This is a genomic window from Porticoccus sp. (genome assembly GCF_041592135.1).
Taxonomy (GTDB): domain Bacteria; phylum Pseudomonadota; class Gammaproteobacteria; order Pseudomonadales; family Porticoccaceae; genus Porticoccus.
This window is the reverse complement of sequence record NZ_JBFHQR010000113.1, coordinates 1-8210: the sequence shown is the minus strand read 5'-3', so window position 1 is coordinate 8210 and position 8210 is coordinate 1. Positions and strand designations below refer to the sequence as shown.

Here is an 8210-nt window from a genome sequence, read left to right as displayed (position 1 = left end):
GCTGGCGCGGCACCAGTGCTATCGCCATAATGACTTTATTGCAAAAATTAACCCACATTGCCATGCCTGAGTTTGATCCGCGCCAGTTACTGATCGACCTGTTTCACACCGCCGTGGCCACCGCCGATCCGGCACAGGTGTTGCCACCGTTTTTAGCCAGCGAACCACTGTCGGGCAACCGCCCGCTGATTGTGATCGGCGCGGGCAAGGCCGCCTGCGCCATGGCGGCGGCGCTGGAACAACACTGGCCCGGGCCGCTACGCGGGCTGGTGGTGACCGCCTACGGCCACAGCGAGCCGTTGCAACGGATTGAGGTCATCGAGGCCAGTCATCCCGTGCCGGATACCAACAGTGAGTTGGCCGCCCGGCGGATGCTGGCACTGGTGGACAACCTGACGGCAGCGGATCAGGTCATCTGTTTGATCTCCGGTGGCGGCTCGTCCCTGCTGGCGCTGCCCGCCCCCGGTCTGTGCCTGGCGGACAAACAACAGCTCAACCGAGCGCTGTTGAAATCCGGCGCGGATATCCACGAAATGAATTGCGTGCGCAAGCATCTCTCCGCCATCAAGGGCGGGCGGCTGGCCGCGGCCTGTGCGCCGGCCAGATTGCTCACCCTGGCCATCTCCGATGTGCCGGGGGACGATCCGGCAGTCATCGCTTCCGGGCCGACTGTTGCAGACCCCAGCACGTCCAGCCAGGCCCGGGCCATCCTCGACAAATATGACATTGAGCTCAGCGATGCCATGACCCCATGGCTGCAATCAGCGGCCTCGGAAACCCCAAAACCCGGCGACCCCGCGCTGGCCCAAGGCCAGTTCCGGCTCATCGCCACCCCCGCCCAATCCCTGGCGGCGGCCGCCGAACGGGCCGAAGCAGCCGGCTTGGCGGTGTTGTCCCTGGGGGATGCGCTGACCGGCGAAGCCCGGGAACTGGCCCGGCAGCACGCGCAACTGGCCCTGTCCATCTCGCGGGGAAAGGGTTCGGTGCAGCCCCCCTGTGTCATCTTGTCCGGCGGCGAAACCAGCGTGACGGTGCGAGGCAACGGCAAGGGCGGACGCAACGGCGAATACCTGCTGGCACTGGCGGATACGCTCCAGGGCGCGGCGGGAATTTATGCCCTGGCGGCGGATACCGACGGCATCGACGGCGCCGGGGACAATGCCGGGGCGCTGCTCAGCCCGGATAGCTGGCAGCGGGGCCGCCAGCTGGGCTGGGACACCGCCACACAACTGGCCAACAATGACTGCTACCCGTACTTTGACGCCCTCGGCGATCTGCTGATCTGCGGCCCCACCCGCACCAATGTCAACGACTTCCGGGCCATTCTGGTACTGCCCGAAAGCGCGTCGGGTTGACCTGCTTCAATACGCTTATCCCTTCAGTTGCGCTAGACTGTGGCCATGCTGACATCACCTACGTACGGAGTTTTCCCTTGTCCGATATGCGCAAACTGACCCACCTGGACGATCGGGGCAATGCCCACATGGTGGACGTGGCCGGTAAGGCCGTCACCCACCGCGAGGCCACCGCCGAGGCCCTGGTGCGGATGCAGCCGGAAACCCTGCAGCTGATCCGCAGCGGCGGTCACAAGAAAGGCGATGTGCTGGCCGTGGCGCGCATTGCCGGTATCCAGGCCGCCAAGAAATGCTCAGACCTGATACCCCTCTGTCACCCGCTGATGCTCACTTCCATCAAGGTGGAATTTGAGCCGTTGCCCGAGGCAAACGGCCTGCGCATCACCGCCAGCTGCGGGCTGGATGGCAAGACCGGCGTGGAAATGGAGGCCCTGACGGCGGTCTCGGTGGCGGCACTGACCATCTACGACATGTGCAAGGGGGTGGATCGCGGCATGGTGATCGAGTCCACCCGCCTGCTGGAGAAGGCCGGCGGCAAGTCCGGCCACTGGAGTGTGACACCGTGAAAATTCTGTTTTTTGGTAGCCTGCGGGAGCAATTGGGCACCGGCGAGCTGGAACTGCCCCTGCCCGACGGCGTGAACAATATCGGCGATCTGCTCACTGAACTGAAGCAGCGGGATGCCCAGTGGCAACAGAGCCTCGGCACCGGCACCCTGTTGTGCGCCGTCAATCAGGTGATGGCCGGTGAGGCCGCCGCCATCAACGACGGCGATGAGGTGGCCCTGTTCCCCCCGGTAACCGGCGGATGATTTCCATCTCGGTACAGATTGAGGATTTCGACGTCGGCCGGGAATATCGCCAGTTACAGGCAGGGAACACCGAGGTGGGCGGCATTGCCGTGTTTACCGGGCTGGTGCGGGACCTCGCCGACAATCCCCTGGCCGCCATGCAGCTGGAACACTATCCGGGCATGACCGAGGCCTCCCTGCAACAAACCGCCGCACAGGCCACCGCGCGCTGGCCGTTGATCGATATCCGCATTGTCCACCGCATTGGCAAACTCACCCCCGGCGAGCAGATTGTGTTTGTCGGGGTCAGCAGTGCCCACCGGGCAGCGGCGTTCGGTGCCTGCGAATTTATTATGGATGTGCTGAAAACCAGCGCGCCGTTCTGGAAGAAGGAGCTTCACCGGGATGGCCGCGGCCACTGGGTGGAGGCAAAGGACAGCGACCAGCAGCGGGCTGAGCGCTGGAACAACGAGGACTGATGAGCGAGATTTGACCCTATGAAACCCTTGCCCCACGCCTACCGCGCCAGCACCTACGGCACCCCGGATACCCATCTGGTGTCCACCCTGGAAAATGGCTGCACCCTGGAAGTCGCGCCGCCACTCAACTTCGACGGCCCCGGCGACACCTGGACCCCCGAGGAAATGTTGCTGGCCGCTGTCGCCAACTGCCTAACGCTGACCTTCAAGGCCATCGCCAATGTCGCCAAACTGGAGTGGTCTGAAATTCACTGCCACAGCGAAGGGGTGCTGGACAAGGTGGAGCGCAGCGTGAAATTCACCCGCATCGACAGCCATGCACGGCTGGTGATTCCCGCCGGCGGTGATCGGGAACAGGCGGCAAAGGTGCTGGAGAAAACCGAGCGAAACTGCTTTGTCAGCAACAGCCTCGGCTGTGACAAGCAGTTCACTTTCGAAGTGGTGTGCGGCGCCTGATCTCACAAGATGCCGCTGACGGCACCCAGGTAGCAATACGTTTTCGGGGCGGTCAGCGGGCTACTTAGAGAATCACCTTATCACCCATATCCGGCACACAGGCATTCCAGCCCAACTCCTCGCTGATGCTGATGCGGAACTGGTCGGCGGCTTCCTCCTCGCCGTGGGTGATAAAGCAGCGTTTCGGCGCGGTGGGCAGCTGCTGTAACCAGCGCAACAACTCCAGCCGATCGGCGTGGGCGGACAGGAAATCCAGGCTTTCCACCCGCGCCTTGACGTCGAAGTAACGGTTAAAGATCTTCACCTGCCTCTCACCGGACACCAGCCGGGCGCCGCGGGTGCCCGGCGCCTGGTAGCCGGCGAACAGCACCGTATTGCGGTGGTCGCCGAGCATCCGTTGCAGGTGGTGCAGCACCCGCCCACCGGTGGCCATGCCGCTGGCGGAAAGAATGATGGCGGGCACATTTACCCTATTGATGGCGATGGATTCCTCCACCTCGCGGGTAAAGGTAACATCCCGGGAAAGCTGCTGGCAGGCGGCCTTGTTGAGCCGGTGGTAGCGGTGATGGCGTTGCATCAGTTCGGTGACACTGATCGCCATCGGGCTGTCGAGGAAGATCGGCAGGTAGGGAATTTTCTCCCGGCGGCGCAATTCGGTAATCAGGTACAGCATCGACTGGGCGCGCCCCACGGCAAAGGACGGGATCAACACCGAACCGCCGCTGGACACCGTCTCGTTGACGATGTCCGCCACCACCTCCCAGACATCGCGGTTGTCGTGGAGGCGGTTGCCGTAAGTGGATTCCACCACCAGGTAATCGCAGTACACCGGGAATTCCGGCGGATGCATCACCAGATCGTTGCTGCGCCCCAGGTCGCCGCTGAACAGGATATGGCGGCCCGCAATATTCACATCCAGGAACGACGAACCGAGAATATGTCCGTTGGGGTAAAACCCCACTTCGATATTGCCCCGCGACACCCCGGGCAGCAGATTGTCCCGCGAACTGAAGCCCACCACTTCCAGGAGTTCCAGGGCCTTTTTGGCATCCTGCTGGGTATACAGCGGCAGCGCCGGCTGGTGTTTGCTGTACTGGTGGCGATTGCGGTACTCGGCTTCCTCTTCCTGCAACTTGGCGGAATCCAGCAACAGGATGCGGCACAGATCCTTGGTGGCCTGGGTGCAATAGACCGGGCCGTTGAAACCATCCTTGACCAGCCGCGGCAGGTAGCCGCTGTGATCCAGATGGGCGTGGGTGAGAAAGACCGCTTCGATACTGGCGGGTTCGACCGGGAAAGGCCGCCAGTTGCGTTCCCGCAGGTGCTTGTAACCCTGGAACAGGCCACAATCCACCAGCACCCGACGCTCGTCCACTTCCAGCAGATAGCGCGAACCGGTAACGGTACCGGCGGCGCCGTGGAAGGCCAAGGTCACCCGATTGCCCATAGTGCTTTGTCCTTGTTCTTATTTGTTCATCAGCGCGGTGTAGCTAACGACCACTTCTTCCTAGAGCATAGAAGCCGGGACATTTCACGGCAACGCAGCCGGATCAATTACCGGGAAAACCGTTAGAACAACAGTTCGGAAAACAGCAGGAACGGCACCGTCTGGCCCTCATTGATCGCCTCACCCAGGCGGTGGATCACGAAACCGTTGCCGGCGCTGGCGGTGGACAACACCCCGCTGCTCTGGTTGCCCGCCAGTTCCGCTTGCGCCGTGCCCTGTTCATCCACAACCAGCCTGGCGCGCAGGTACTCCTGGCGCTTTGGCGAATGCTTACGAGCGAAGCCCGCCGTCACCGGCACCGGTACCGGCAGGTAATCGCTGGCGCCCTGACTTTTCAGCAGATACGGGCGCGCGGCGATGGCAAAGGTGACGAACACCGAGGCGGGGTTGCCGGGCAGGCCGATAAAGGGCGTGCCCCGCACTTGGCCGAAGGCCAGTGGTTTGCCCGGCTTGATGGCCATGCGCCACAGATCGAGGCTACCCAGTTTATCCACACAGGCCTTGACGTGGTCCTCCTCGCCCACCGACACCCCGCCGCTGGTGAGAATGCAATCCGCCTCGGCGGCGGCCTTGAGCAGCGCCTGTTCGGTGGCTGCGGCGCTGTCGGCCACGATGCCGAGGTCCAGGCACTCGAACCCCAGCGCCTGTAACTGCCCCGCCAGGGTGTAGCGGTTGGAATTGTAGATATGCCCCGGCGGCAGCGGCTGGCCGGGTTCCACCAGCTCGTCGCCGGTGCACAGCAGCGCTACTTTCAGACGCCGGAATACCGGAATTTGTGCGATGCCGATGGAGGCCAGCAACCCCAGATCCTGGGGTTTTAAACGGTGCCCCCGGCACAACACGGTGGCACCCGCTTCAATATCCTGGCCGCGGGGACGGATATTGGCGTCGGCCTTGATCCCCGCCGCGATGGTCACCTGATGTTCGTCCCAGCGGCACTGCTCCTGCATCACCACGGTATCGGCCCCGGGGGGCACCTCGGCGCCGGTAAAGATGCGGGCGGCACTGCCCGCTTGCAGCGGTGCGGGCACAGCACCCGCCGGAATACGCTGGCTGATGGCCAGGGTGGTTTCACCGTCGGCTGCGGTGTCGGCAAAGCGCAGGGCGAAACCGTCCATGGCGCTGTTGTCCGCCGGCGGAACAGCCACCGGCGACTGTTGATCCGCCGCCAGCACCCGGCCGAGGGCCCGCATCAGGGGCACGGTTTCGATTTCAGTGGTCGGCTTGGCCGCCCCGAGCAGCTTTTCGAGAGCCTGTTCGACGGTCATCAGGCCCGTTTGGTCACAACAGCTCATCCGCGACTCTCACAATCTTTGGCAAACGCCACATGGGGAATGAAATTACAGGGACGGGTGCGGGCGTCCAGCTGCTCGCCGAGGATCTTGTCCCAGGCGGTGCGGCAGGCGTTGGTGGAGCCGGGCATGCAGAACACCAGGGTGCGATTGGCGAGGCCGGCCACCGCGCGGGACTGCACGGTGGAGGTGCCGATTTCGGTGAAGGAAATCTGCCGGAACAATTCGCCGAAGCCCTCCACCTGCTTGTCGAACAGCGGCAACAGCGCCTCCGGGGTGGACTCGCGGTCGGTAAAGCCGGTGCCACCGGTGACCAGCACCACCTGCACGGCGGGGTCGGCGATCCAGCGGGACACCTCCGCCCGCAGTTGGTAGACATCGTCGGGGATCAATACCCGGTCGGCCAGCAGGTGACCGGCTTCGGTGAGGCGATCCACCAGCAACTGGCCGGAGCTGTCCTGCTCGAGGCTACGGCTATCGGAAACGGTGAGTACGGCAATGTTCAGGGGCGTGAATTCTTTGGCAGCGTGGGACATGGGTCTCTCAGTTTGTGGTCAGTTTCTCGGGACATGAATGTGCATCGCGACGAATAGGGTATCTGCGGCAGCTTCAGCGGCTCGCCGACACCAGCAGCGACATGATCAGCAACCCGAATAATACAAAGGAAAGCATTTTCCAGAACAGCAGCATATCCTTTTCGCCGTGCTGTTGCGGGTCTTCCTTGAGAAATTCCGGATTCGGCTGTTTCAGATCGTTCAGAAACGCCCGCAGGCTGTCATAGCGATGATCCGGTTCGATCGCCACGGCCTTTTCCAGTGCCCGGTCGAACCACAGCGGAATCACGTCCCGGTGATGATAGCTGGGAATGTAACGCAGGCGCAGGAAATCCTCCCGCGCGCGGCATTTTTCCATGCGGGTGCCGTAGGGCAGGAAGCCGGTAAACATCTCATAGGCGATCACCCCGAGGGAATAGATGTCGCCGCGAATACCGGTATTGATGCGGAACCGGTAGGACGGGTCGGCGTAGTCCAGTGTGCCCAGCGCCACTTCCCGGTTCACCGGGGTAAAGATTTCGTGCAGACCCGGCGCATAGACCGAGCCGAAATCGACAATCCTGATGGTGAAATCCGGGGTCACCATGATATTGCTGGGTTTCAGGTCCTGGTGCACGGTCTCTTTTTCATGCAGCGCCTCCAGGCCCTCGGCGATCTGCTCCACCAGCCCGATCAGGTCGCGGGGCCGGCGCTCCGGATGCCCATCCAGCCAGATATCGAGGGTTACCCCCGGCACCAGCTCCATCAGATAGTAGAGGAACCTGCGCTCCTGCTGCGGCGCGATCACCTTGACCACATTGGGGTGGTCGACCCGAATGCCGATCCACTCCTCCATGATAAAACGCTCGATATAGGCCGGGTTGTCACAGTAATTGCGGGACGGGGTCTTCATCACCAGCTCGTCGCCGCTGTCCATGTCCCGGACCCGATACAACTGGCTGCGCTCACTGGCGTACATCTCCGCCAGCACCTCATAGCCGTCGATTTTCAGGCCGGGATACAGGTCGGGGGGGAACGGCAGCCGGGTCAGGCGCTCGTTGAGGTCCTCGATATTTTCCAACCCCAGCCGGTCGATGCGCAGCAACACACAGCTGAGATTGTCATTGCTGCCCGACTCCCGGGCAGCGGTGACAATGGCGCGGCAGGCGGCGTCGTAATCGTCGGCATGGGCCTCAATCAACTGGCGCAGGGTCTCGGGGGGCAGGAAGTCGTGCACCCCGTCACTGGAGAGCAGAAAAATATCCCCCTGCTTCAGGGTGACGACACTGGCATCCACATTGAGGCTGGTGTCCATGCCCATGGCGCGAATCAGGTAATTCTGTTCCGCGGAGATACCGGCGGTGTGATCCCGGGTCAGCTGGGTGAACTGCCGCTCCTCCGCACCCAGCCGGTAGATCCGGCTGTCGCCGATGTGGAACAGGTAGCCGAGATGGGACTTGATCACCAGAATACTCAGGGTGGTGATATAGCCGCGCGCCTCGTCGTGAATTTCATGGCCGAGGTTGTAGAGTTGGCGGTTCAACGGCGTGAGAATTTTCTGGATGGCGTGTTTGACGCTCCAGGTCTCCGGGGTGGTGTAGTAGTCCGAGAGGACACTGTTGATACAGAGTTCCGCGGCCTCCTTGCCGGCTTCGGCGGTACTGACGCCATCCGCCAGGGCGGCCACCGCGCCCTTGATATTCAGCAGATGGCCCTCGGGGATACGCACGCCGATGGCGTCCTCGTTGACGGCTTTGACCCCGGCATCCGAGTAGCTGCCAACCGTTGTTTGAAAGGC

9 protein-coding genes are annotated in these 8210 nt (G+C 62.7%); 5 read left to right on the top strand and 4 right to left on the bottom strand.

Annotation, left to right across the window (positions count from 1 at the left end; translation table 11 throughout):
• The 5 genes from ABY948_RS09805 to ABY948_RS09785 all read left to right on the top strand — a co-directional run.
• Window positions 1-1355 (top strand): glycerate kinase type-2 family protein (locus ABY948_RS09805; RefSeq protein ID WP_461482353.1); only part of this gene is annotated, 1355 nt, incomplete at its 5' end.
• Between the two features lie 86 nt (window positions 1356-1441).
• Window positions 1442-1921, top strand: coding sequence for a cyclic pyranopterin monophosphate synthase MoaC (gene moaC, locus ABY948_RS09800; RefSeq protein WP_461482354.1), 480 nt, complete (start codon window positions 1442-1444; stop codon window positions 1919-1921).
• Window positions 1918-2166, top strand: coding sequence for a molybdopterin converting factor subunit 1 (moaD, locus tag ABY948_RS09795; protein ID WP_461482352.1), 249 nt, complete (start codon window positions 1918-1920; stop codon window positions 2164-2166). Before moaC ends, moaD begins: the two co-directional genes overlap by 4 nt.
• Window positions 2163-2624 (top strand): molybdenum cofactor biosynthesis protein MoaE, encoded by a 462-nt coding sequence (locus tag ABY948_RS09790; protein WP_461482351.1) that lies wholly within the window; start codon window positions 2163-2165, stop codon window positions 2622-2624. Before moaD ends, ABY948_RS09790 begins: the two co-directional genes overlap by 4 nt.
• Window positions 2625-2642: 18 nt before the next feature.
• Window positions 2643-3080 (top strand): OsmC family protein, encoded by a 438-nt coding sequence (locus tag ABY948_RS09785; protein ID WP_461482350.1) that lies wholly within the window; start codon window positions 2643-2645, stop codon window positions 3078-3080.
• A 64-nt stretch (window positions 3081-3144) separates the two neighbouring features.
• Here ABY948_RS09785 and ABY948_RS09780 read toward each other — a convergent pair whose 3' ends face one another.
• The 4 genes from ABY948_RS09780 to ABY948_RS09765 all read right to left on the bottom strand — a co-directional run.
• A complete protein-coding gene (locus ABY948_RS09780; RefSeq protein WP_461482349.1) occupies window positions 3145-4527 on the bottom strand; it encodes an MBL fold metallo-hydrolase RNA specificity domain-containing protein in 1383 nt (460 codons plus the stop codon).
• 122 nt (window positions 4528-4649) lie between these two features.
• The gene (locus tag ABY948_RS09775; protein WP_461482348.1) at window positions 4650-5882 is read right to left on the bottom strand and encodes a molybdopterin molybdotransferase MoeA; all 1233 of its coding nucleotides are present in this window, start codon (window positions 5880-5882) and stop codon (window positions 4650-4652) included.
• Window positions 5879-6415 (bottom strand): molybdenum cofactor biosynthesis protein B, encoded by a 537-nt coding sequence (gene moaB, locus ABY948_RS09770; RefSeq protein ID WP_461482347.1) that lies wholly within the window; start codon window positions 6413-6415, stop codon window positions 5879-5881. The genes ABY948_RS09775 and moaB overlap by 4 nt, the downstream gene beginning before the upstream one ends.
• A 73-nt stretch (window positions 6416-6488) precedes the next feature.
• A partial coding sequence (locus ABY948_RS09765) for a protein kinase domain-containing protein (protein ID WP_461482346.1) occupies window positions 6489-8210 on the bottom strand: 1722 nt, incomplete at its 5' end.